This is a genomic window from Variovorax sp. Soil_C_17 (genome assembly GCF_057657265.1).
Map to the genome: position 1 here is coordinate 1,134,179 of NZ_JBDGIT010000002.1, position 20,738 is coordinate 1,154,916.

Consider the following 20,738-nt stretch of genomic DNA (forward strand, 5'->3'; position numbering starts at 1 on the left):
GGGCCGTCCGAAACTGCGATACCGCCGCGCCGGGCCATACCCTCTTCTCCATCCCATGAGCGCCACGTCCACCCCCGACGCCTTCGAGCAGGCCAGGCAGCTGTTCCTCCAAGGCCTGAAGGACTTCGAGGAAGCCCGCTTCGAGGCCGCCGAGCAGCGCTTCCGGTCTTCGCTGGCCCTGCTGCCGGGCCGCGTCTCCACCCTGGTGAACCTCGCCGCGACGCAGCTGAAGCTGGACCGCCCCCAGGACGCGCTGGCCACGGCGGAGCAGGTGCTGGCGCTCGAGGCCGGCAACGCCGATGCCTGGTTCCACAAGGCAGGCGCCCTGGGGCAGCTGAATCGCCACCAGGAGGCCCTGGTCGGCTACGAGAAGGCGATCGCGCTGACACCGCCGGGCGCAGCTGAACTCTGGTTCCGCCATGGCCAGACCCTGCAGGCACTGGACCAGCCCGTGCGCGCCCTCGCCTCTTACGAACGCGCGCTGGCCGCCGACCCCGGCATGGCGCAGGCGTGGAGCAACCGCGGCGGCATCCTGCGCGAGATGAAGCGCAACGAGGAAGCGGCCCACGCCTTCCGGCAAGCCCTGGCGCACGGCGCCGATCCGGAATTGCACCGGTACTACCTGGCCTCCGTCTCGGCCCAATCCGTTCCGCCCGTGGCGCCGGGCCATTACGTCGAGACGCTCTTCGACGACTACGCCGATCAATTCGATGCGCACCTGGTGGGCACGCTCGGCTATCGGGCGCATGAGACGCTCGTCGAACATCTGGCCGCGCTGGGCCGCGGGCCTTTCCGCTGCGCCCTCGACCTCGGCTGCGGGACGGGCCTGTGCGCCCCCTTGCTCAAGCCGATGACGAAGAGGCTCGCAGGCGTCGACCTTTCTTCCCTGATGCTGGACAAGGCACAGGCCCTCGGGCTCTACGACCGCCTCGTGCATGCAGACATCGTGGACCACCTGCAGAGCACCGAAGAACGCTACGACCTGGTCACCGCGGCCGATGTCTTCATCTACGTCGGCGACCTCGAGCCGGTCTTCGCGGCGCTCGACCCTGCGCTCGAAACCAAGGGCATCTTCTGCTTCTCGGCCGAATGCGCCGCCGCCGAATCCGTCGACTTCGAACTGCTGCCGAGCCTGCGCTATGCCCATTCCGAACGCTACCTTCGCGCGCTGGCTGCACGGCACGGATTCGATCTCCTGCAACTGATCCGCGCCCCGATCCGCGAAGACCAGCGCGAGCCCATCCACGGCATGTACGTCTATCTGGCACGCCGATGACCCCCGGTTTTCGCTGGGCAAGGCCGAGTCGTGCGACAATCCGGGACGTTGCCGGGTCCAGTTGCCCGCAACACCGGCTCCCTGCCGGGGACGAAGAAAGCCCAACCCAGGCTCTCGCGCTCCACCCCTGACCCTTATCTGCCCCTACTGGCCCGCGCGTCAAAAAGACAATTCGCGTGGGTGGGCTGGTACCACCGCGCCGTGGAAGGCGCTTGTCTGAACTCAATGAACTTTGACGATCTGAAGCTGGCTCCGGCCATCTTGAAAGCCGTGCACGAGCAGGGCTACGAAACCCCCACCCCCATCCAGGCCCAGGCCATTCCCGCGGTGCTCGAAGGCCATGATCTTCTCGGCGGCGCCCAGACCGGCACCGGCAAGACCGCCGCCTTCACCCTCCCCCTGCTGCACAAGCTCACGATGAGCCGCAGCGCCACCAACAAGTTCGGCGGCACCGGCGTGCGCGCCCTGGTCCTCACCCCCACCCGCGAGCTCGCGGCCCAGGTCGAGGAATCGGTGCGCACCTACGGCAAGTACCTGCAGCTGAGCTCCACCGTGATCTTCGGCGGCGTCGGCATGAACCCGCAGATCAGCCGGCTCAAGAGCGGCGTCGACATCCTGGTGGCCACGCCCGGCCGCCTGCTCGACCTGCAGCAGCAGGGCATGCTCGACCTCTCCACCGTGCAGATCCTGGTGCTCGACGAGGCCGACCGCATGCTCGACATGGGCTTCATCCACGACGTGAAGAAGATCCTCGCGCTGGTCCCCGCGCAGAAGCAGAGCCTGCTGTTCTCCGCCACCTTCAGCGACGAGATCCGCGACCTGGCCGCCACGCTCCTGAAGAACCCGCAGAGCATCCAGGTCACGCCGCGCAACACCACCGTCCAGCGCATCACGCAGGTGATCCACCCGGTGGGCCGCGGCAAGAAGAAGGCCCTGCTCGCCCACATCATCAACGAGCACGACTGGAGCCAGGTGCTGGTGTTCACCCGCACCAAGTTCGGCGCCAACAGCGTGGCCGAGTTCCTCTGCAAGAACGGCGTCGAGGCGATGGCGCTGCACGGCAACAAGAGCCAGAGCGCGCGCACGCAGGCACTGGCCGGCTTCAAGAGCGGCGAGATCCGCGCCCTGGTGGCCACCGACATCGCGGCCCGCGGCATCGACATCGACGAGCTGCCGCACGTGGTGAACTACGAGATCCCCAACATCAGCGAGGACTACGTGCACCGCATCGGCCGCACCGGCCGCGCGGGCGCCAGCGGCGAGGCGGTGAGCCTGGTCTGCCTGGACGAAGAAGGCTTCATGCAGGAGATCGAGCGCTTCACCAAGCAGCAGATCCCGGTCAAGGTCATCGAGGGCTTCGGCCCCGAGGAAGGCGAGCGCGCCGAGCCCATCGCGATGGGTCGCCAGACCCTGTGGGGCGGCGCCGGCCGTCCGCCGAGCCGCGACGTGATGCAGGCGGCTGCCAAGGCGGCACGCCAGGAAATGATGCAGCGCATCCGCGACAACAAGGCGGGGCAAGGCGAGCGCGGCGGCAATGCCGGCAACGGCGGAAACGGTGGCAACGGCGGTCAGCGCCGCGGCGGCCAGGGTGCGCCGGCGGGCCGCAACGGCGGCGGACAAGGCCAGGGCCAGCGCACGCAGGCCAGCCGTGGCCAGGGTCCGGCGCGGGCCCCGCATCACGCGCCCCACCATGCCCCTCATCACGCGCAGAACCACCTGCCCCACGAAGAGCGCCAGCCGCGCCACCACGGCAACACCCACAGCCCCACCCAAGCCGACGCACTGGCGCACCAGCGTGCCGAGGCGATCGCCGGCGCAGCTGGCCAGCCTGATCCCTTGCGCACCAGCGTCGACAGCTTCGGCGGTCGTGGGCGTCGGGGTGGCGGCGGCGGCGGTGGTGGTGGCCGCGGCGGCCGCTCCGGTGGCGGTGGCGGTGGACGCTCCGGCGGCGGCTATGGCGGTGGTGGCGGCTACGGTGGCGGCGGCCGCTCCTTCGGCCGCTGAGCCGGCTAAAGCCGCGGGGCTCCGGACTCCAAACCCCAGGGCGCTTCGGCGCCCTTTTTCATGCGCGCGTGATCGTCCGCACGCAGTGGACTAGCATGCCCGCACCCATAAGGAGCGGAGCCGTCCCATGTCCAACTCGCCGAAGCGCGCCGCACTCGCCGGCGCCGTCACCCTGGCCCTGCTCGCCGCCGCCGGCTGCGGCAGCCCCGGCGGCATCTCGATGCCGATATCCAGCCCGGCAGCACCGGGACAGGTGCAGGTCAAGCTGATCGGCTTCAACGACCTGCACGGCAACCTCGAGCCGCCCAGGCTCGCCATCAGCGCGCCCGCGGCCGGCGGCGGCACGATTGCGGTGCCGGCCGGCGGGGCGGCCTACATGGCCTCGGCGATCGCCTCGCTGAAGGCGAAGAACCCGAACCATGCCGTGGTGTCGGCCGGCGACATGATCGGCGCCTCGCCGCTGGTCTCCGCCCTCTTCCTCGACGAGTCGACCATCGAGGCGGTGAACGAGATGAAGATCGACTTCAACGCCGTCGGCAACCACGAGTTCGACAAGGGCCAGGCCGAGCTGCTGCGCATGAAGAACGGCGGCTGCGCGAGGAACACGCCGCTTGCACCCTGCCGCGTGAACAAGTCCTTCCCGGGCGCCAACTTCGGTTTCCTCGCGGCCAACACGATGAAGCGCGACGGCAGCACGCTGTTTCCGGCCACCGGCATCAAGAGCTTCACGCAGGGCGGCGCGACCGTGAAGGTGGGTTTTATCGGCATGACGCTCAAGGGCACGCCGACCATCGTCTCGCCCGCAGGTGTGGCCGGCCTGAGCTTCAAGGACGAAGCCGACACTGCCAACGCGCTGATCCCGCAGCTCAGGTCGCAAGGCGCCAACGCCATCGTGGTGGTGATCCACGAAGGCGGCATGACCTCCGTGGGCTACAACGACAAGCGCTGCACGGGCCTCTCGGGCGACATCGTGCCGATCCTCGAGCGCCTCGACGCCCAGGTGGACGTGGTGATCTCCGGCCACACCCATCGCGCCTACATCTGCGACTACGGCAGGGTCGACCCTGCCAAGCCCTTCCTGCTGACCAGCGCGGGCCAGTACGGCACGCTCCTGACCGACATCGACCTCACGATCGACACGCGCACGCGCAAGGTCACGGCCAAGTCGGCCAACAACGTGATCGTGCAGGGCGAGCCCTTCACCAGCGGCGCCAACACGGTCGCGACCACCGACCAGTACCCGAGCTTCGCCAAGAACCAGACGATCGCCGCGCTGATCGCCAGCTATGCCGGCGTCGCCGCGCCGCTGGTGCAGCGCGTGGTGGGCCGGCTCACGGCCACGGCCACGCGCGCGCAGGTGGCCTCGCGCGAGAACGTGCTGGGCAACCTGATCGCCGATGCCCAGTTGGCTGCCACTGCCGCGCCGGCCAAGGGCGGCGCCCAGATCGCCTTCATGAATCCGGGCGGCGTGCGCGCCGACCTGGCGCCGGCCGCCAATGGCGACGTGAGCTACGGCCAGATCTTCACCGTGCAGCCCTTCGGCAACAGCCTGGTGGTGAAGACGATGACGGGCGCGCAGATCAAGGCCGTGCTCGAGCAGCAGTTCGACAGCGGCACCAACACCGTGACCCGTCCGCGTGTGCTGCTGCCCTCGAAGTCCTTCAGCTACAGCTACGACCTGTCGAAGCCGGCCGGCTCGCGCATCACGGCGATGGCGCTGAACGGCACCGCGATGAGCGATGCCAATCGCTACCGCGTGGCGATGAACAGCTTTCTGGCGAGCGGCGGCGACAACTTCACCGTGTTTACCGAGGGCACGGAGCCGCTGGGCGGGGACCAGGACATCGATGCGCTGGAGGCGTACATCGCGGCCAACAGCCCGCTGGTGCCGCCGGCGGCTGATCGGATCAGGAACCTGGCGCCTTGACGGCAGCCCTGCCCCATCGACGACCGAGGGTGGCTCAGTTCAACCGCCGCCCACTCTGCCGATCGAACAGATGCGCGCTGTCGGGACGGATGACCAGACCGATCGTGTCATCCGGCTCCGCCTGCACGCGCCCATGCACCACCAGGCTCAGCTTGGCCTCGCCCACCTGGACCAGCAGCTCGGTCTCGTTGCCGGTGGGCTCCACCACGATCACGCGGGCGGGCACGCCGCTGCCGGCATCGCCCAGCACGATGTCGCCGGGACGAATGCCGTAATGCACCGGCTGGCCCTCCGCCGCCTGGCTCGCGGGCGGCGCGGGCCAGTGCGCGCCGTGGGCCTCGACGGTGACGCCCGCGCCATTGCGCCGCAGCACGCCCTCGACCACGTTCATCGCCGGCGAGCCGATGAACTGCGCGACGAACAGGTTGTCGGGGCGGTCGTAGAGCTCCAGCGGCGTGCCGATCTGCTCGACGATGCCGTCGTGCATCACCACGATGCGGTCGGCCATGGTCATGGCCTCGATCTGGTCGTGCGTGACGTACACCGTGGTGGTCTTCAGCCGCTGGTGCAGCGCCTTGATCTCGGCGCGCATGGCCACGCGTAGCTTGGCGTCGAGGTTGGACAGCGGCTCGTCGAACAGGAACACCTTGGGATCGCGCACGATCGCGCGCCCCATGGCCACGCGCTGGCGCTGCCCGCCCGAGAGCTCGCGCGGGTAGCGGCCGAGCAGCGTGTCGAGGTTCAGGATCTTCGCGGCATTGGCCACGCGCTGCTCGGTGACGGACTTCTCGGCATTGCGCAGGCGCAGGCTGAAGCCCATGTTCTCGCCCACCGTCATGTGCGGATAGAGCGCGTAGCTCTGGAACACCATCGCGATGTCGCGGTCCTTGGACTCGAGCTCGTTCACCACCCGGTTGTCGATCAGGATCTCGCCGCCGGTGATGTCCTCCAGGCCGGCCAGCATGCGCAGCAAGGTGGACTTGCCGCAGCCCGAGGGCCCGACCAGCACCACGAACTCGCCGTCGGCGATGTCGAAGCCCAGGCCCTGGATGATCTGGGTCTTGCCGAAGGATTTCTTGACGTTGCGGAAGGTTACGGATGCCATGGGTCGTTCGTCCCTTTGCTGTTCTTCAGCTCTTCACGGCGCCGGCGGTGAGGCCGCCGACCATGTAGCGCTTGAATGCGTAATAGATTGCCGCCGGCGGCAGCGCGTAGATCAGGCCGGTGGCCATCAGCAGTTCCCAGGGCGAATCGTCGGCCGCGAGGAAGTTGCCGAGCGCCACCGCCAGCGTGACGCTGCGGTCGTTCGACAGCAGCAGGAAGGCATAGAGATACTCGTTCCACGCCAGCAGCAGCGAGTACGTGCCGACCGCCACCAGCGAGGGCACCATCAGCGGCAGGTAGACCAGGCGGAACAGCTGCAGCGGCGAAGCGCCGTCCATGCGCGCGGCCTCGTCGAGCTCGTAGGGCAGCTTGTCCGAGGCCTGCTTGAGCACCCAGATGCAGTAGGGCGAGGCGATGGTGACCATCGCCAGAATCAGCGACCACTGGCTGTTGAGCAGGCCGTAGTTGCCCATGGTCTTGTACATGGGCACGGCCAGGAAGGCCGCGGGGATGAAGTAGGTGAACAGCGCCATGTTCATCACCGTGCGCCCGCCGCGCACCTTGAGCCGGCTGATCGCGAAGGCCGCTGTGGTCGCCACGAAGAGCGTGAGCACGCCCACCGAGACCGCGATCAGCAGCGAGTTGCCCAGCTGAACCCAGAAATGGTCGAGGTAGAAGTGCTTCTGCTGGAAGACGATGCGGAAGTTGTCCAGCGTCGGTGCCGTGGGCCACAGGCGCCCCGAAGTCGCCGAGTCGCGCGGCGAGATCGCGAACAAGACCATGTGGTAGACCGGGATCAGCGTCCACAGCAGCACGGGAATGCCGATCAGCAGCAGCTTGGCCTCGGCGGTGACGGTCTTGAAGGTCAGGCGCTTCATCTCGCCCTCCGACGAGCCGCCGCTGGGAGGGCCAGCGCCCCCCCGGCGGGCAGCGAATACACGAAGTGACAAGCGAGGGGGGTCATTTCGAGAGCCTCTTCATCATGAAATACACAAGAGGCAGAACCAAGGGCATCGCCACCACGATGGACGCCATCGACAGGTCCACCTGGTCCAGCCTCAGATAACGGATGCCCAGCGTCGCCAGCACATGCGTGAGGTCGGCCGGCCCGCCGCCGGTCAACAGGTAGACGCTGTTGAAATCGCCCAGCGTCCAGATCATCGAGAGGATGGTCGAGGTCAGGTAGAGGGTACGCAGCGAAGGCCAGCTGATGAAGCGGAACTTCTGCCACGAGGTCGCGCCGTCGACCGATGCCGCTTCGTACTGCTCGCTCGGGATCGCGAGCCGGCCCGCCACCAGGATCAGCGTCCAGAAGGGCAGCGACTTCCAGATGTGCATCAGCATCGCGAAGCCCAGCGCCAGCGTGGGATCGTTGAGCCAGTTGGGCCCGTCGGCGCCGGTCAACCGGAAGATGGTGGTGTTGATCACCCCCCATTCCGGGTTGAGCATGAAGCGCACCGAGAGGATGGTCGGGATCGAGGGCATGGCCCAGGGCAGGATGAAGATGCCCGCCAGGATCTTGATCCACCAGCGCGACTGCACGAAGAAGCCGGAGAGCACCAGCGCCACCAGCATCTTCACGTTGATCGCCACCACCAGGAAGACGAAGGTGTTGACCACCGAGCGGAAGAAGATCGGGTCTTCCACCAGGTGCACGTAGCTCTGCGGATGGCGCGCCAGCCAGAGCCCGTAGCACACCGGGTAGAGCACGAAGACCGCGAACACCAGCAGGTAGGGCACGACCATCAGCCGCCCCCAGAACTGCCAGCGGCCCGGCCGCGCGGCACCAGGAGCGGCGCCGGCCCCGGCGCCGGCCACGGCAGTTGCGGTGGAGCTCATGGAAGGTCCTCGCTGCTCAGCGTGCCACGGTCTTGATGCGCTCGATCATCTCGTCGACCGCCTTGTCCACCGGCACCTTGTCGTTGATGACACGGCTCATCGTCTTGGCCCACACGTTCTCGTTGTTGAGAACGGTGAATTTGTAGTTCTTGGTGAACTCGAAGGGCACAGTGCCCGCCGCGTACTGGTTGGCGACCGACTGGCGGTGCGGATCGGCCTTCCAGAAGTCACGCGCCTGGCCCGCCTTGGTCACCGGGAACCAGCGGCCCAGCGATCCCTCGACGTAGGGCGTGAGGTTCTCCTCCTGCAGCAGGAAGGTCACGAACTCCTTGGCGCGCGCCTTGTTCCTGGCATCCTTGAAGACCACGCCGGTCTTCACGGCCGTGCGGTAGATCATCTTGCTGCCGTCCGGCTTGTTCGGGAAGCCGGCCGTGCGAATGCGCTCGGTGAAGTTCTTCTTGGCCTCCTCGCGCTGCTCGGGGGTGAGCGAGGCGTTGTTCATGTCGTCCAGCCACTTCGCCGCGATCGAGATGGTGGCGTTGTGCGTCATCACGGTGGTCTTGTTGTGGAAGGCGACGTTGTTGTCCGGGTCCTTCCAGCTGGTGGCCGAGGGCGGCGTGCAGCCCTTGGTGTAGGGCATCGTGTAGTCGGTGATGGCGCCGATCAGGCCCGTGCGCACGCTCGGGTCGTCCACCAGCAGCTTGCCGCTGTCGTTGACCAGCTTGACGTTGTAGGCGTCCATGAAGGTCAGGAAGGAATAGAAGGAGTCGCTCGAGTCCACGCCCATCGGCATGCCGATGCCGAAGGTGCGCTTGCCGGTCTTCTGCCGGCTGGCCGGCTGGACCTTTTCGCACCAGAAGGTCCAGTACTCCTTCCAGGTGGTCGGAATGTCCGACTCCTTGAAGCCCGCCTCCTCCAGCATGTCCTTCCAGTACTCGATGTGCATCGTCTGCTGCTTGATCGGGAAGGCGTAGTAGGCCTTCGACTTCGTCTGGTCGTTGTAGAGGAAGGTGGTCTCCACCGTGTTGGGCGCGAAGCGCGCCTGCATCGGCGAGATGACGCTGCTGATGTCCTCCAGCTTGCCATCGAAGGCCCACTTGCCGGTGACCTGGAAGTCGTAGACGTCGGCGTAGGCCACGTCGGGCGGGCTGCCGGAGTCGAGCGCGGACACGGTCTTGGGGATCATGTCCTGCACCGGGTACTGCGAGAGCTCGACCTTCACGTTCTTGTGCTTGTCCTCGAACTTCTTGATGGCCGCGAACAGTGCGTCGTCTTCCGCCTTGTAGAAGCCCTTGACCCACCAGACGGTGAGCTTCTCCTGGGCAGCCGCCTGGCCGGCAATGGCCAGGCCCAGCGCTGTCAGCGCGGGAATCACGAGTCGCTTGAATTTCATGCTGTGTCTCCTCTTCGGTGGGATGCTCGATCCACGAGCGGGGGCTAAAAAAACGGAAGGCCTCAGGCGGCCGCCTTGACCCGCGGCGGCGCGCGGCCGTGGCGCGGTGGGCGGCGGCGCAGCGAGAGCACCTCTTCGATGTCCTCGCGCGCGCCGTCGATCAGCTTGACGATGGCGCGCTCGGCGCGCGCCGGGTTGTGGGCGATGACGGCATCGAGCACCGCGCGATGCAGCGGCAGCGACAGGGCCGGCCCATCCTTCTTGGCGGTGGAGAGCTCGAAGCTGGTGCGCAGCAGCGCGTCCAGTGCCTTGCTCATCTGCGCCAGCATGCGGTTCTGCGCTGCCGCCAGCAGCCCGTGGTGGAAGCGCAGGTCGTTGGCGACGTAGTCGCCCTCCTGCTCGATCGCGTGCTTCATGCCGGCGTAGGCCTCTTCGATCCTCTGGATGTCGGCCGCGGTGGCGCGCTCGGCCGCGAGCCGCACCGCTGCCGGCTCGACCACCCGCCGCAGGTCCAGCAGATCGCGCAGGAATTCGGGGGTGAGGCCGGCGCGCGCCTGCCAGGTGATCACGTCGGGGTCGAACCAGTTCCAGCGCTCTTCGGGCAGCACGCGCGTGCCGACCTTGGGGCCGGTGATGATCAGCCCCTTGGCCACCAGCGACTTCACCGCCTCGCGCACCACGGTGCGGCTGACACCGAACTCCTCGCACAGCAGGGGCTCCGCAGGCATGGGCGCGCCGATTGCATAGCGGCGCGACACGATGGCCTCGCCGAGCAGGTCGAGGGTGCGGCCGTGGATGTTCTTGCTCATACCTTCAGGCATCCACGGGCGTGAGCAGCGGCGTGCCCGCGAAATGCGCGCGCAGGTTGTCGAACGTGAGCTGCGCCATGGCCTCGCGCGTCTGCTTCGTGCCGCTGGCCATGTGCGGCGTGAGCACCACGTTGGGCATGGCCCGCAGCTCGGCCGGCACCGTCGGCTCGTTCGCGAACACATCGAGCGCCGCGCCGGCGATGACGCCCTTCGACAACGCCGCGATCAGCGCCGGCTCGTCGACCACGCTGCCGCGCGCGACGTTGACCAGGTAGCCCTGCGGGCCGAGCGCCTCCAGCACGCGTGCATCGATCAGCCCGCGCGTGGCCGCGCCGCCGGGCGTGATGACCACCAGGAAATCGACCGCGCCGGCCAGCGCCACGGCGTCGGCGTGATACGCGTACTCGACGCCGGCGCGCGGCGAGCGCGCGGTGTAGGCGATCTGCATGCCGAAGGCGCGGGCCCGGTGCGCGATGGCCTGGCCGATGCGGCCCATGCCGACCACGCCCAGCCGGGCGCCCGAGACCTTGCGGCTCAGCGGGAACGGGCCCTGCGGCCACTGCCCGTCGCGCACGAAGCGGTCGGCCTGCGGGATGCGGCGCGCGATCGACAGCAGCAGGCCGATGGCGAGATCGGCCACGTCGTCGTTCAGCACCTCCGGCGTGTTGGTGACGGGCACGCCGCGCTCCTGCGCCGCGGGCACGTCGACGCCGTCGTAGCCGACGCCGAACACCGAGATCATCTCGAGCGCCGGCAAGCGCTCCATGAGCGTGCGCGGCACCTTGGCCTCGCCGTTCGCGACCACGGCGCGGATGCGCGGGGCGGCGGCGGCGAAGGCGTCCGGGTCGTTCATGTGGATGCGGTCGTGCACCACGTACTCGCGCTGCAGCGCCTCCATCAGGAAGGGCATGAGCGGTGCGACCACCAGCACCTCGGGACGTGCGTCGTTCAACGAATGGGGCACTGCCTTTGTCTCCTGCTGGGGGTGGGGCTTTGGGCGGCGAGTCCGCTCGAAAACCCTGCTTGTGTTTGCGTCTCGCGGCTTATCATATGATGATTGAAATAACGGCCCGGCAGGACAAACCCTGATTCGCCGAGGCCTCGATTGGCACACGCCGGAGACAACACGATGAGCAGCAGTCCACGCCGCAAGCCCACCCACGAACTGCGCAGCCAGCAATGGTTCGGCCGCAACGACCGCGATGGCTTCATCTACCGCAGCTGGGTCAAGGGCAAGGGCGTGCCGCACGACCAGTTCGACGGGCGTCCGGTCATCGGCATCTGCAACACCTTCAGCGAGCTCACGCCCTGCAACTCGCACTTCCGCACGCTGGCCGAGCAGGTGAAGATCGGCGTCTACGAGGCCGGTGGCTTTCCGCTCGAATTCCCGGTGATGTCGCTGGGCGAAACGCTGCTGCGCCCCACCGCCATGCTCTACCGCAACCTCGCGAGCATGGACGTGGAGGAGAGCATCCGCGCCAACCCGATCGACGGCGTGGTGCTGCTGATGGGCTGCGACAAGACCACGCCCGCGCTGATGATGGGCGCGGCCAGCGTGGACCTGCCCACCATCGGGGTCTCCGGCGGCCCGATGCTCTCGGGCAAGTGGCGCGGGCAGGAGCTCGGCTCGGGCACCGGCGTCTGGCAGATGAGCGAGCAGGTGCGCGCCGGCACGCTCAAGCTGCAGGAGTTCTTCGAGGCCGAGAGCTGCATGCACCGCAGCCACGGCCACTGCATGACCATGGGCACGGCCAGCACCATGGCCAGCATGGTCGAATCGCTGGGCATCGGCCTGCCGGGCAACGCGGCTTACCCCGCGGTGGACGGCCGGCGCAACGTGCTGGCGCGCATGGCCGGGCGGCGCATCGTCGACATGGTGCACGAGGACCTGCTGATGTCGAAGATCCTCACCCGCCAGGCGATCGAGAACGCGATCAAGGTCAACGCGGCGATCGGCGGCTCGACCAACCTGGTGATCCACCTGCTGGCGATCGCGGGGCGCATCGGCGTCGACCTCACGCTCGACGACTTCGATCGGCTGGCCTCCGACCTGCCCTGCCTGGTCAACCTCCAGCCCTCGGGGCAGTACCTGATGGAGGACTTCTGCTATGCGGGCGGGCTGCCGGTGGTGATGAAGGAGATCGCCCAGTACCTGCACAAGGACATCGTCACTTCCACCGGCCAGAGCGTCTGGGACAACGTCAAGGATGCCGAGAACTACAACCCGCAGGTGATCCAGCCGCTGGCGAGCCCCTTCAAGGACAAGGCCGGCATCTGCGTGCTGCGCGGCAACCTCGCGCCCAACGGCGCCATCATCAAGCCGAGCGCAGCGACGCCCGAGCTGCTGGTGCACAAGGGCCGCGCGGTGGTCTTCGAGAACGCGGACGACCTGCACAAGCGCATCGACGACGAGGCGCTGGACATCGACGAGCACTGCATCATGGTGCTCAAGAACTGCGGCCCCAAGGGCTACCCCGGCATGGCCGAGGCCGGCAACATGCCGCTGCCGCCCAAGGTGTTGCGCAAGGGCATCACCGACATGGTGCGCATCAGCGACGCCCGCATGAGCGGGACCGCCTACGGCACCGTGGTGCTGCACACCGCCCCCGAGGCGGCGGCCGGCGGCCCGCTGGCGCTGGTGCAGGATGGCGATATCGTCGAGCTCGACGTGCCGAAGCGCCTGCTGCACCTGCATGTGAGCGACGAGGAGCTGGCGCGCCGCCGTGCCCTGTGGACTGCGCCGAAGCCGGCGCTGGACTCGGGCTACTGGAAGCTCTACGTCGACAACGTGCTGCAGGCCGACCAGGGCGCCGACCTCGGATTCCTGCGCGGAAAGCGCGGTTCCTTCGTTCCCAGGGACAATCACTAGGCTCAACTTTCGCTTTTCACGGTCCGGTATGCATCTGATCGCCATCGACTGGGGCACCAGCTCCTTGCGCGGCGCATTGCTCGACGGCAAGGGGCATGTGCTCGAGGAGCGCAGCCACCCGCGCGGCATCCTCACGGTGCCGCCGGGCGGCTTTTTGGCGCTCTTCGAGGAACTGTTCGGCGACTGGATGCGCCCCACCGGCAGCTTCTGCCTGATCTCGGGCATGGCCGGCAGCAAGCAGGGCTGGGTCGAGGCGCCCTACTGCCCCTGCCCCTCGGGCCGGGTCGAAGTGGGCAATGCCATCGTCGAGATCGAGCCCGGCCGCATCGCGATCGTGCCCGGCATGAGCGACATGCACGACGGCGTGCCCGACGTGATGCGCGGCGAGGAGGTGCAGATCTTCGGCGCCATGGCGCTGACCGGCCTGTCCGACGGCCTCTTCGTGCTGCCCGGCACGCACAACAAGTGGGTCACGGTCAAGCGCGGCCGGGTGACCGGTTTCCGCACCTTCATGACGGGCGAGTTCTACGCACTGCTGAGCCAGCATTCGATCCTGGCGCGCACGCTCGATGCCCAGGCGCCGCTGGACGAAGTCGCCTTTCTCGAAGGCGTGACGCAGGCCGACAACGGCCAGGGCCTGCTGCACAACGCCTTCGGCGCACGCACGCTGGCGCTGTTCGACCGCATGCCGGCGGGCGAGCTGGCGAGCTATTTGTCCGGGCTGCTGATCGGCGAAGAGCTGCGCACCCAGTCCATCCACGCGGGCGACCTGGTGCTGATCGGCAGCCCTGCGCTGACCCAGCGCTACCTGCTGGCGCTGGAGATCTCCGGCAACACCGCGCGCACGCTGGGCACCGAGGCCACCTGGGCCGGCCTGCACGCGCTGGCGGCCATTCATCTCTCGAACAAGGCAAGGTCATGACGCCTCCCCACGAGCAGTTTTCCACCGCCCTGCAGCAACTGCCCCTGGTGGCCATCCTGCGCGGCCTGAACCCGGCCGAGGCGCCGAAGATCGGCGACGCCATCGTCGGTGCCGGCTTCCGGCTGCTCGAGGTGCCGCTCAATTCGCCCGAGCCGCTCAAGAGCATCGCGCTGCTGCGCGAGCGCTTCCCCGGTGCGCTGGTGGGCGCCGGAACCGTGCTCGAGGCGCAGCAGGTGCGCGAGGTGCATGCCGCCGGCGGGCAGTTGATCGTCGCGCCCAATTTCAACCCCGAGGTGCTGGCGGAAGCGACCCGCCTCGGCCTGGTGAGCCTGCCGGGCGTGATGACGCCGACCGAGGCCTTCGGCGCGCTCGCGGCGGGTGCCGCCGGGCTCAAGCTCTTCCCGGCCGAGCTGGCCTCGCCGGCGGTAGTCAAGGCCTTGCTCGCGGTGCTGCCGCAGGGCACGCCGCTGCTGCCCGTGGGCGGCATCACGCCGGCCGGCATGCAGGCCTGGCGCGAGGCCGGCGCGGCCGGCTTCGGCATCGGATCGGCGCTCTACAAGCCCGGCAAGAGCGCCGAGGCGGTGCGCGAGGCGGCCATGGAGTTCGTGGCGGCCTTCAATGGGAGCCTGCGGATATGAGTTTCGCCATGCCCGGAACGGAGATCGAACGATGAGCCCTGAAGCCGAGTACGCCAGCCCCGCCATCCGCGCCCTGCGCGAAGACCTCGCGCTGGCGCTGCGCGCCGCCGCGCACCACGGCCTCTCCGAAGGCGTGTGCAATCATTTCAGCGTCGCCCTGCCGGGCGCGCAAGACCGCTACCTGATCAATCCGCGCGGCCTGCACTGGAGCGAGATCGGCCCCGAGGACATCGTGCTGATCGACGTGCACGGCGAGGTGCTGGCCGGGCGCCACCGGGTCGAGCCCACGGCGCTCTTCATTCACGGCGCGGTGCATCGCGTCACCGGCCGCGCGGTGGTGCTCCACTGCCACATGCCCTACGCGACCGCGCTGACGCTCACCACCGACCGCGCGCTCGACCCGGCGCTGAGCCAGAACGCCATGCGCTTCATGGGCCGCATCGCCATCGACGCGACCTACAACGGCCTGGCGCTGGACGACCGCGAGGGCGAGCGCATCGCCCATGCCATGGGCGGCAAGGACATCGCCTTCCTGGCCAACCACGGCGTGATCGTGGCCGGGGCGAACATCGCGCATGCCTACGACGACCTCTACTACGTCGAGCGCGCGTGCCTGCACCAGGTGATCGCGCAATCCACCGGGCGGCCTCTGGCGCCGGTCGATGCGAAGCTGGCGGCGCACGTGGCGGCGCAGATCCAGGGGGAGCGGGAGCAGTCCGATCTGTTCTTCGAGGCGCTGCGGCGGCTGCTGCCAGCGCCGCACGCTGGGCGCCCTCTTCTTCAGCGCGCCGCGGCGTAGGCCGGCCGGTCGGCGACGAAACCCTTCTCGACCTCGCGCTTTACCGCGTCGGTCAGCGCGCTGGCGCTCGGCGACCATACGGCCTATTTCGAGGTGCTTTAGATGGCCGCGGCTGCCCGCAGCCGAGCCAACTCAGCGTTGGCAGCACGTGCCGGCGGCGGCATCCATTTTTTTGCTGGCGCGATTGCCTGTTGTGTTGAAGCGTGTTTTTTGCTGGTCCGGGAACGGCCGTCGCTGTGGCGTTACTCAGCTTGAGTCGTCATCGACAGGCAGGACGAAGCTCCGTTCCGACCCTAAAAACTAGTCAAACTTCAACAGCCGCCCATGAATCTTCGTTCCGCAAGCAACAACCCCTTTCGCCAGGGTGCAGGACAACCGCCACAACAACGAGCGCCTGCCTCGAATGAACAGCCGGAGGACTCGTATCCAAACTCAGAAGTCTCGACCGAAGAGGCCGCACCTCCTTCACTCGAAGAACGCGTTGCCGGCAGGGCCGGGCTCTTGCAAGTTCAGTCGCCATTCGAGGAGTTGGAGTCTGCGCTGGATGTGGCCTCCCGCTGGGAACCCTCTGCGCTGGATGTGGCCTCCCGCTGGGAACCCTCTGCGCTGGATGTGGCCTCCCGCTGGGAACCCTCTGCGCAATTCGAGTACGTGGCCGATCAGGGAGCGACGCCAACGTCGACACTTCTCAGCGTTTCGTCCCAAGATCTCAATGCCGCAATGCGACAAAATGGGACGGGTTCACCTTTGTTCAATGCCTTTAGCCCCGAAGAGGCCCGCGCCTTTTGGAACGCGCTGTTGGCACCTCCACTGCAGGGGAATCGTTCTGCTCAACCGCTCAACTTTCCAGAAAGGCCCTATACAACGGTTCGTGCGAGCCCAGTCAATCCCGTTCATGCCCTGTCCGAAGCACTGGAGCTGGGGGCGGATTTGTTCACGCAGTTCAATGAAACGCACGATCTCTCGCTACTGGCCACTTTGGTCAAGAGAGCACTCAAAGAAACGACGAGCTCGCATCTCAAACCGATGCTTCGGCGTCTCGTCGAAGAAATGGCCGCCAAGCCCCCTTTGGCCGAACGCGTCTTCGCTGCGCTCAAGGGCGGCGACGAGAGGTGCGACGATCGTGTCTCTTTCACATTGCATCAAGCGGAATTGGCATTGCTTGTCCAGCCTGCCATGGAGGGTGTGCTGACCAAGGAGCAGATGTTCCATCTCGCACGCAAGGTGTTTCGCCGCACTTGTATCGACCAACTGGCAAAGGACAAGGTGAAGGAAATCAACGCGGACCGGCGGGTCCGAGGCGTGGGCGAACATCTGGAGGAGATCGAAACACACCTCGCCTACTATTCCGAGCTCCATGAATCGCTTGAGCTGGGAGGCGAGAAGCCGTATGGGAGATTCATCAGCAGCCTCATCTCGGGCGTCGAGTCCAAGGACATCTCAGCTGCGATGCGAGCGGTTCTGGACAGAGAGGGGAAGGAGCTTTGGGGCTTTTTCGCCACCTGGGAACCTTGGCAAGCTGTCCTGCGCGACAAGTATCCGAACGAGGTCGACGAGATTGAAAATGCAATCGCCGACGGGAACTACTGGAAGAACATCGAACGGGAGGTGCAAAACGATCTCGAGAATCGTGCGGTGCCGTCAGCCCTTCGTCCTGCAGCCCTCACGCAAGAACTCAAGCAGCGTGGACAAGATAAGCAGCGGGAGCTTTGGTTGGCGTTGACCATGAAGGCTTGGAAGGACCAAGACGCTTGATCAGCACGCCGCCGCCGCCTCGTGATCAGTGGCCGGGTGGGCAGGAACTTCGGCGACGCCGAGCGCCCTGCCTTCAGCGCGCCGCAGCGTAGGCCCGGGCCGTCCCGACAAAGCCCTGCTTCGCCGCGCCGTCGCATCAGCCAACACCTCCGGCTCCCTACCGTGGCCGGCGCCTGACGCGCCACGTCGTTGGGCGAGATCTTCGTCCGACACACGGCACGCAATGTCGGTGTCCATACCCCCATGACGGATGACAGAGGAAATCAGGAAGCGCCAACCCGCCGCAGCAGCCCGCTCGTGCTGCGCGGCCAGCCCACCGGCCCGAACCAGGAGCCGCCCGCAATGGCTCCGGCAATGACGATTCCATAGACCACCAGCGCCACCGCCTGGGCCACGAACACATGCACGAGTTCGCCGCTCCAGCGCAGCGCCAGCCAACCGCCGAGCGCTGCAACCGCCAGCCGCGCCAGGTTGCCCAGCACCGGCCACAAGAGCCGCCCCGCGCCCTGCGAGGCGAAGTACAGCACCAGGCCGACGCCGAAGAAGCCGTAGAAGGGCCCCACGGCGCGCAAGTACTGCGTGCCGGCCTCGAGCATGGCGGGATCGTTGCCGAAGAGCATCAGCCAGGGACGCGGGAACAGCGCCGCCGCCAGGCCCACGGCCTCGGCCATCGCGAAGGCCATGGCCACGCCGATCCAGGTCGCCCGCAGCGCCCGCTCGCGCTGGCCGGCGCCGATGCAGGTGCCGACCATCGCCAGAAGCGGCGCGCCGAATCCGAAGACCAGCGGCACCAGCAGGTACTCGAGCCGCGAGCCGGTGCCGTAGCCGGCGATCGCGCCGGCGCCGAACTGGCCCGCGAGCGCGGTGGCGACGGCGATCGAGAGGTTGACGCAGGCGGTCGCGATGGAGGAGATCAGGCCCACCCGAAGGATGTCGCGGAACAACGGCCAGCGCAGGCGCACGCCCGTGAAGGAGAGCTTCAGATCGCTGCCGCTCGAGCGCAAATAGGCCAGCAGCGCCAGCGATCCGACGAGGTAATAAAGCAGCAGCGCCATTGCGCCGCCCGCGATGCCGAGCGCGGGAATCGGGCCCCAGCCGAAGATCAGGAGCGGCGACACCGGCACGAGAAAGAACACGCCTCCCACCGTCACCCTGGCCGGCACCGCCATGTTGCCGGTGCCGCGGATCACGGCCGCCAGCGAATTGAAGAGCCACACCAGCACGGCGCCGGCGAACACCCAGTGCGAATAGGTCACGGCCGCTTCCAGCGAAGCGCCCTCGCCGCCCATGCGCGCATAGAGCGCGCGGCCACCGACGAGCAGCACGGCGCTGAAGACCAGGCCGAAGCCCAGCGCCACCAGCATCGCGTGCAGCACCAGCGCGTTGGCATCCTCGCGCCGCTTCGCGCCGAGGGCGCGCGCAATCGAAGAAGCAATGCCGCCGCCCACGGCGCCGGCGGAGGTCATCTGCATCAGCATGACGATCGGGAACACCAGCGCCATGCCGGCCAGGGCATCGGTGCCCAGCTTGCCGACGAAGTAGGTCTCGATGAGGCCGACCGCGGCCTGCGCGATCATCACCAGCACGTTGGGCATGGCCAGTCGCCACAGGGTCGGCGCGATCGGCGCCTCCAGCAGCAGGCGCGTGCGCGCATCGACGGTCGTCATGGCCGTCGGGCGCTCAGGCCGCCGCCCTGGCGGCACGCGACGGCAGGTGCGCCTCGCGGATCGGCAGGTTGACCAGCGCCGCGCCCGCCGCCAGCACGATGTCGATGTACCAGACCCAGTCGTAGCTGCCCGTGGCCTCGAAGATGGTGCCGCCCAGGTAGGCGCCCAGGAAGCCGCCCACCTGGTGCGCCAGCATCACGATGCCGAACAGCATCGCCATGTTGGCCGGACCGAACATCTTGGCCACCAGGCCCACGGTCGGGGGCACGGTCGAGAGGAAGGTCACGCCCATGACGGCAGCGAAGAGCAGCATCACCAAGGTGGTCTTGGGCGCCAGCAGGAAGACGAGCACGGCCACGCCGCGCGTTGCATAGAGCAGCGCCAGCAGCGACTTCATGCGCCAGCGCCCCACCGCCCAGCCCATCGCGAGGCTGCCGACGATGTTGAACAGGCCGATCATCGCGAGCGACCAGCCGCCCACTTCCGGCGGCAGGCCGCAGGCCGCCACCACGCCCGGCAGGTGGGTCGCGAGGAACGCGACGTGGAAGCCGCAGACGAAGAAGCCCAGGCTCAGCAGGCGGAAGCCCGGCAGCGCCAGCGCCTGCCCGATGGCTTCGCGCGCGCTCAGGCGCTTGGCGCCCGAGGCCGCGGCGAGCGCGTTGGAATTGCCCTTGAGCACGAAGGCCGCCGGCAGCGCCACCAGGATCAGGAAGCCCAGGATTTGCATCGCATTGGCCCAGCCGTAGGCCGTGGTGAGCCCGATGGCGATCGGCGCCATCGCGAACTGGCCGAAGGAGCCGCCCGCGTTCACGATGCCGGTGGCCAGCCCGCGCTGCGCAGGCGACACCAGCCGCGCCGTGGCGCCCATCAGCACCGAAGGCCCGGCCATCCCGGCGCCGCCCGCCGCCAGCACGCCGATCGCGAAGATCAGGCCGGCGGTGCTGGTCATGAGCGGCGTGATGATGGTGCCCAGCGCCACCAGCAGCACGCCGATGAGGATGACGCGGCCGGTTCCGATGCGGTCGGCCACCGCGCCGGCGAAGGGCTGCGTGAGCCCCCACCAGAGCTGGCCGAAGGCGAAGGCCAGGCTGATGCTGGCGACGCCCAGGCCGGTCGAGGTGTTCACCGCCGACAGGAACAGGCCCATGGTCTGGCGCACGCCCATGGTGAGCGCGAAGGTGCCGGCCGTGGCCAGCAGCACCAGCCAAAGCGCGTAACGGCGCACGGCGGACGGCCCCGCGCTTGCGGCGGGCGTGGGATTGGAGTCACTCATCGCTGCTTTCCTCGTCTTTCAATCCGGCGCGCTGCAGGAGCGCAATGCTTTCGTCGATCAGCAGGTGCAGGGCCGCGACGCGCTCGACACCCAGCATCTCGTTGAGCCCCGCTTGCGCGGCGCGCCACAGGCGCTGGGCCTCGGCGCGCTTGGCGCGGCCGGCCTCGGTAATCGCGATCAGGCGGCTGCGTGCATCCGGCCCCTCGGTCTGGGTCAGCCAGCCGGCGGCCAGCATGGGCTTGAGGTTGCGCGTCAGCGTGGAGGCGTCGACGTTCATCGCCTGCGCCAGGTCGACCGGCCGCAGCGGGCCGAGGGTCAACACATGCGAGAGCAGCGAGTACTGTGTGGTCTTGAGGCCGGCTGCGGCAACATGCGCGTCGTAGTGCCGAGAGACCATGCGGGTCAGGCGGCGCAGCCTGAAATTGGTACAGCCCTGCGGCTTTGCGATAGCATCCATGGCCGA

17 protein-coding genes are annotated in these 20,738 nt (G+C 67.8%); 8 read left to right on the plus strand and 9 right to left on the minus strand.

All coding sequences use genetic code 11. From position 1 onward, the window contains the following. Positions 1–55 precede the first annotated feature (55 nt). The 3 genes from AC3A6Y_RS13880 to AC3A6Y_RS13890 all read left to right on the plus strand — a co-directional run bounded on the left by AC3A6Y_RS13880 (position 56) and on the right by AC3A6Y_RS13890 (position 5,207). Positions 56–1,276, plus strand: coding sequence for a methyltransferase domain-containing protein (locus AC3A6Y_RS13880; RefSeq protein WP_487868798.1), 1,221 nt, complete (start codon positions 56–58; stop codon positions 1,274–1,276). 225 nt (positions 1,277–1,501) lie between these two features. Further along, positions 1,502–3,280, plus strand: coding sequence for a DEAD/DEAH box helicase (locus tag AC3A6Y_RS13885; protein ID WP_487868799.1), 1,779 nt, complete (start codon positions 1,502–1,504; stop codon positions 3,278–3,280). 127 nt (positions 3,281–3,407) lie between these two features. Continuing rightward, a complete protein-coding gene (locus AC3A6Y_RS13890) occupies positions 3,408–5,207 on the plus strand; it encodes a bifunctional metallophosphatase/5'-nucleotidase (protein WP_487868800.1) in 1,800 nt (599 codons plus the stop codon). A gap of 34 nt (positions 5,208–5,241) precedes the next feature. Here AC3A6Y_RS13890 and AC3A6Y_RS13895 read toward each other — a convergent pair whose 3' ends face one another. The 6 genes from AC3A6Y_RS13895 to AC3A6Y_RS13920 all read right to left on the minus strand — a co-directional run bounded on the left by AC3A6Y_RS13895 (position 5,242) and on the right by AC3A6Y_RS13920 (position 11,316). Next, a complete protein-coding gene (locus AC3A6Y_RS13895; protein WP_487868801.1) occupies positions 5,242–6,312 on the minus strand; it encodes an ABC transporter ATP-binding protein in 1,071 nt (356 codons plus the stop codon). Between the two features lie 25 nt (positions 6,313–6,337). Next, complete coding sequence (locus AC3A6Y_RS13900) at positions 6,338–7,189, minus strand: carbohydrate ABC transporter permease (protein ID WP_487868802.1); 852 nt, start codon at positions 7,187–7,189, stop codon at positions 6,338–6,340. A gap of 82 nt (positions 7,190–7,271) precedes the next feature. After that, positions 7,272–8,150 (minus strand): carbohydrate ABC transporter permease, encoded by an 879-nt coding sequence (locus tag AC3A6Y_RS13905; protein ID WP_487868803.1) that lies wholly within the window; start codon positions 8,148–8,150, stop codon positions 7,272–7,274. A gap of 16 nt (positions 8,151–8,166) precedes the next feature. Continuing rightward, positions 8,167–9,543, minus strand: coding sequence for an ABC transporter substrate-binding protein (locus AC3A6Y_RS13910; protein WP_487868804.1), 1,377 nt, complete (start codon positions 9,541–9,543; stop codon positions 8,167–8,169). 62 nt (positions 9,544–9,605) lie between these two features. After that, on the minus strand, positions 9,606–10,352 hold the full coding sequence (locus tag AC3A6Y_RS13915; protein ID WP_487868805.1) for a FadR/GntR family transcriptional regulator: 747 nt from the start codon (positions 10,350–10,352) through the stop codon (positions 9,606–9,608). A gap of 4 nt (positions 10,353–10,356) precedes the next feature. Further along, entirely contained in the window at positions 10,357–11,316 is a 960-nt protein-coding gene (locus AC3A6Y_RS13920; protein ID WP_487868806.1) for a 2-hydroxyacid dehydrogenase, read from the minus strand. Positions 11,317–11,481: 165 nt separating this feature from the next. Between AC3A6Y_RS13920 and AC3A6Y_RS13925 the strand changes: the two genes are divergently transcribed. From AC3A6Y_RS13925 to AC3A6Y_RS13945, 5 genes are all read left to right on the plus strand, one after another. After that, positions 11,482–13,221 carry an IlvD/Edd family dehydratase gene (locus AC3A6Y_RS13925; RefSeq protein ID WP_487868807.1) on the plus strand — a complete coding sequence of 580 codons (1,740 nt, stop codon included), beginning with the start codon at positions 11,482–11,484 and terminating at the stop codon, positions 13,219–13,221. Between the two features lie 28 nt (positions 13,222–13,249). Beyond that, a complete protein-coding gene (locus AC3A6Y_RS13930) occupies positions 13,250–14,143 on the plus strand; it encodes a 2-dehydro-3-deoxygalactonokinase (RefSeq protein WP_487868808.1) in 894 nt (297 codons plus the stop codon). Further along, a complete protein-coding gene (locus tag AC3A6Y_RS13935) occupies positions 14,140–14,781 on the plus strand; it encodes a 2-dehydro-3-deoxy-6-phosphogalactonate aldolase (RefSeq protein ID WP_487868809.1) in 642 nt (213 codons plus the stop codon). Before AC3A6Y_RS13930 ends, AC3A6Y_RS13935 begins: the two co-directional genes overlap by 4 nt. A gap of 31 nt (positions 14,782–14,812) precedes the next feature. Then, positions 14,813–15,580, plus strand: a complete 768-nt coding sequence (locus tag AC3A6Y_RS13940; RefSeq protein WP_487868810.1) for an aldolase — start codon at positions 14,813–14,815, stop codon at positions 15,578–15,580. 324 nt (positions 15,581–15,904) lie between these two features. Further along, positions 15,905–17,335, plus strand: a complete 1,431-nt coding sequence (locus AC3A6Y_RS13945) for an NEL-type E3 ubiquitin ligase domain-containing protein (RefSeq protein WP_487868811.1) — start codon at positions 15,905–15,907, stop codon at positions 17,333–17,335. A 263-nt stretch (positions 17,336–17,598) separates the two neighbouring features. Here the strand turns inward: AC3A6Y_RS13945 and AC3A6Y_RS13950 are convergent, their stop codons facing one another. From AC3A6Y_RS13950 to AC3A6Y_RS13960, 3 genes are read right to left on the minus strand one after another with little or no spacing between them, the layout of a single operon-like run. Then, the gene (locus AC3A6Y_RS13950) at positions 17,599–19,002 is read right to left on the minus strand and encodes an MATE family efflux transporter (protein ID WP_487868812.1); all 1,404 of its coding nucleotides are present in this window, start codon (positions 19,000–19,002) and stop codon (positions 17,599–17,601) included. Positions 19,003–19,015: 13 nt separating this feature from the next. Then, positions 19,016–20,275 carry an MFS transporter gene (locus AC3A6Y_RS13955; RefSeq protein WP_487868813.1) on the minus strand — a complete coding sequence of 420 codons (1,260 nt, stop codon included), beginning with the start codon at positions 20,273–20,275 and terminating at the stop codon, positions 19,016–19,018. After that, positions 20,268–20,732, minus strand: coding sequence for a MarR family winged helix-turn-helix transcriptional regulator (locus AC3A6Y_RS13960; RefSeq protein ID WP_487868814.1), 465 nt, complete (start codon positions 20,730–20,732; stop codon positions 20,268–20,270). The genes AC3A6Y_RS13955 and AC3A6Y_RS13960 overlap by 8 nt, the downstream gene beginning before the upstream one ends. Positions 20,733–20,738: the final 6 nt, after the last annotated feature.

Excerpts from the sequence above, each read along its gene's own strand:
- AC3A6Y_RS13880 (WP_487868798.1), top strand. The coding sequence starts at position 56 with ATGAGCGCCACGTCCACCCCCGACGCCTTCGAGCAGGCCAGGCAGCTG.
- AC3A6Y_RS13885 (WP_487868799.1), top strand. The coding sequence starts at position 1,502 with ATGAACTTTGACGATCTGAAGCTGGCTCCGGCCATCTTGAAAGCCGTG.
- AC3A6Y_RS13890 (WP_487868800.1), top strand. The coding sequence starts at position 3,408 with ATGTCCAACTCGCCGAAGCGCGCCGCACTCGCCGGCGCCGTCACCCTG.
- AC3A6Y_RS13895 (WP_487868801.1), bottom strand. The coding sequence starts at position 6,312 with ATGGCATCCGTAACCTTCCGCAACGTCAAGAAATCCTTCGGCAAGACC.
- AC3A6Y_RS13900 (WP_487868802.1), bottom strand. The coding sequence starts at position 7,189 with ATGAAGCGCCTGACCTTCAAGACCGTCACCGCCGAGGCCAAGCTGCTG.
- AC3A6Y_RS13905 (WP_487868803.1), bottom strand. The coding sequence starts at position 8,150 with ATGAGCTCCACCGCAACTGCCGTGGCCGGCGCCGGGGCCGGCGCCGCT.
- AC3A6Y_RS13910 (WP_487868804.1), bottom strand. The coding sequence starts at position 9,543 with ATGAAATTCAAGCGACTCGTGATTCCCGCGCTGACAGCGCTGGGCCTG.
- AC3A6Y_RS13915 (WP_487868805.1), bottom strand. The coding sequence starts at position 10,352 with ATGAGCAAGAACATCCACGGCCGCACCCTCGACCTGCTCGGCGAGGCC.
- AC3A6Y_RS13925 (WP_487868807.1), top strand. The coding sequence starts at position 11,482 with ATGAGCAGCAGTCCACGCCGCAAGCCCACCCACGAACTGCGCAGCCAG.
- AC3A6Y_RS13930 (WP_487868808.1), top strand. The coding sequence starts at position 13,250 with ATGCATCTGATCGCCATCGACTGGGGCACCAGCTCCTTGCGCGGCGCA.
- AC3A6Y_RS13935 (WP_487868809.1), top strand. The coding sequence starts at position 14,140 with ATGACGCCTCCCCACGAGCAGTTTTCCACCGCCCTGCAGCAACTGCCC.
- AC3A6Y_RS13940 (WP_487868810.1), top strand. The coding sequence starts at position 14,813 with ATGAGCCCTGAAGCCGAGTACGCCAGCCCCGCCATCCGCGCCCTGCGC.
- AC3A6Y_RS13945 (WP_487868811.1), top strand. The coding sequence starts at position 15,905 with ATGAATCTTCGTTCCGCAAGCAACAACCCCTTTCGCCAGGGTGCAGGA.
- AC3A6Y_RS13950 (WP_487868812.1), bottom strand. The coding sequence starts at position 19,002 with ATGACGACCGTCGATGCGCGCACGCGCCTGCTGCTGGAGGCGCCGATC.
- AC3A6Y_RS13955 (WP_487868813.1), bottom strand. The coding sequence starts at position 20,275 with ATGAGTGACTCCAATCCCACGCCCGCCGCAAGCGCGGGGCCGTCCGCC.
- AC3A6Y_RS13960 (WP_487868814.1), bottom strand. The coding sequence starts at position 20,732 with ATGGATGCTATCGCAAAGCCGCAGGGCTGTACCAATTTCAGGCTGCGC.